This is a genomic window from Mesorhizobium sp. M7A.F.Ca.AU.002.02.1.1, assembly GCF_003998535.1.
In the GTDB taxonomy this organism is placed as follows: Bacteria; Pseudomonadota; Alphaproteobacteria; order Rhizobiales; family Rhizobiaceae; genus Mesorhizobium; species Mesorhizobium ciceri.
In genome coordinates this window covers 1-2666 of sequence record NZ_RZPB01000792.1, presented here as the reverse complement: position 1 = coordinate 2666, position 2666 = coordinate 1, and the positions used below count along the sequence as shown (strand labels likewise).

Here is a 2666-nt window from a genome sequence, read left to right as displayed (position 1 = left end):
CTGCCCGACAGATGAGCTGCGTGAGAAGACGGTACTTGCCAAGGGCCTGCCGGAGCGCTCGGCCGTCACCACCTGCGCCTATTGCGGCGTCGGCTGCTCGTTCAAGGCCGAGGTGAAGGGTGACGAAGTCGTTCGCATGATGCCCTACAAGGAGGGCAAGGCGAACCACGGCCATTCCTGCGTGAAGGGCCGTTTCGCCTATGGCTACGCCACCCACAAGGACCGCATCCTGTCGCCGATGATCCGCGAAAAGGTCACCGATCCGTGGCGCGAAGTAAGCTGGGAAGAGGCGATCGCCCATACCGCCAAGGAATTCCGCCGCATCCAATACCAGTACGGACGCACCGCGATCGGCGGCATCACCTCGTCGCGCTGCACCAATGAGGAAACCTACCTCGTCCAGAAGATGGTGCGGCAGGGTTTCCGCAACAACAATGTCGACACCTGCGCACGCGTCTGCCATTCGCCGACGGGCTACGGGCTCGGCCAGACATATGGCACGTCTGCCGGCACGCAGGATTTCGATTCCGTCGACTTCACCGACGTCGCCGTCATCATCGGCGCCAATCCGGCTTCCGCTCACCCGGTGTTCGCCTCGCGGCTCAAGAAGCGGCTGCGCCAGGGCGCCAAGCTGATCGTGCTCGATCCGCGCCGCACCGAGATGGTCAAGTCGGCTCATATCGAAGCGGATTACCACCTGCCGCTGAAGCCCGGCACCAATGTGGCCGTGCTGACGGCGCTGGCGCATGTGATCGTCACCGAGGGCTTGTTCGACGAAGCCTTCATCCGCGAACGTTGCGACTGGACGGAGTTCCAGGATTGGGCATCGTTCGTCGCCTTGCCGGAAAACAGCCCCGAAACCGTCGGCAAATTGTCCGGCGTCGATCCCGAGCTGATCCGCGGTGCTGCGCGTCTCTACGCCACCGGCGGCAACGGCGCGATCTATTACGGCCTGGGCGTGACGGAACACAGCCAAGGTTCGACCACTGTGATGGCAATCGCCAATCTCGCCATGGCCACCGGCAATATCGGCCGGCCCGGCGTCGGCGTGAACCCGCTGCGCGGCCAGAACAACGTGCAGGGCTCCTGCGACATGGGTTCCTTCCCGCACGAACTGCCGGGCTATCGCCACATCTCCGGCGAAGCCGTGCGCGATATCTACGAGACCTTGTGGGGCGTAAAGCTGGACGACGAACCCGGCCTGCGCATCCCCAACATGCTGGACGCCGCCGTCGACGGCAGCTTCAAGGGCATCTACATCCAGGGCGAAGACATTCTGCAGTCCGATCCCGACACCAAGCATGTCGCAGCCGGCCTTGCCGCGATGGAATGCGTCGTCGTGCACGACCTCTTCCTCAACGAGACGGCGAACTACGCGCATGTCTTCCTGCCGGGCTCGACCTTCCTGGAGAAGGACGGCACCTTCACCAACGCCGAGCGCCGCATCAACATGGTGCGCAAGGTTCTTGAGCCGAAGGCGCGCTACGCCGATTGGGAGGCGACGCAGGAGCTTGCCCGCGCGATCGGGCTGGACTGGAACTATAAGCATCCCTCCGAAATCATGGACGAGATCGCGATGACCACGCCGAGCTTCGCCGGCGTCTCCTTCGAGCTGCTCGACCGTGTCGGGTCCGTGCAATGGCCCTGCAACGAGAAGGCGCCGCTCGGCACCCCGATCATGCATATCGACGGGTTCGTGCGCGGCAAGGGCAAGTTCATCCGTACCGAATATGTGGCGACGGACGAAAGGACGGGGCCGCGCTTCCCGCTGCTGCTCACCACCGGCCGCATCCTGTCGCAGTACAATGTCGGCGCGCAGACCAGGCGCACCGACAACAGCATGTGGCACTCGGAGGACCGGCTGGAGATTCATCCGCACGACGCCGAGAACCGCGGCTTGCGCGACGGCGACTGGGTCCGGCTGACCAGCCGCTCGGGCGAGACGACGCTGCGCGCGCTGATCACCGACCGGGTGTCGCCCGGCGTGGTCTACACGACGTTCCACCATCCGGACACGCAGGCCAACGTGATCACCACCGACTTCTCCGACTGGGCGACCAACTGCCCGGAATACAAGGTGACGGCGGTGCAGGTCGGCGCCTCCAATGGGCCGTCGGAATGGCAGCGCGACTATGACGAGCAAGCCAAGCAGAGCCGGCGCATCGCGTCTTTGCAGGCGGCGGAGTAGTCTTGAGCGCGCGGCGCAAAGCCACGACGCAGGTATCGCGGCTGGCGCACCGCGCCAGCGGCACTGCTACGGCGAACCGCATGGTGCCGGAAGAGACGCCGGTGGCGTTCTCCTTTGCCGGCACCACGCATGCGGTGATGATGGCAAGCCCGGCCGATTTCGAGGATTTCGCGCTTGGCTTCTCGCTGACCGAGGGCATTGTAGCTGCGCCGGAGGAGATCGAAACCATCGAGGTCGAGGACCATGGCGCCGGCATCGACATCCAGATCCGGCTGAAGGACCGAGCCAACACGCGCTTCGAAGCGCGGCGGCGAAGGCTCGCGGGTCCGGTCGGCTGCGGGCTCTGCGGCATCGAATCGATCGAGGAAGCGATGCGTTCGGTCGATGCGGTTGGTGTGTCAAAGCTTACGCTTGATGCCAACGATATTGTCCGTTCGGTCAAGCTTTTGTCGAAAGTGCAGCCGCTGCACACCGAGAC

General features: G+C 64.3%; 2 protein-coding genes. Both read left to right on the top strand.

Annotated features, from left to right (window positions below; genetic code table 11):
• A partial coding sequence (gene fdhF, locus EN879_RS31360; RefSeq protein WP_127274498.1) for a formate dehydrogenase subunit alpha occupies positions 1–2188 on the top strand: 2188 nt, incomplete at its 5' end.
• 2 nt (positions 2189–2190) lie between these two features.
• Positions 2191–2666: formate dehydrogenase accessory sulfurtransferase FdhD (locus tag EN879_RS31355; protein WP_206521036.1), on the top strand; the 476-nt coding region annotated here is incomplete at its 3' end.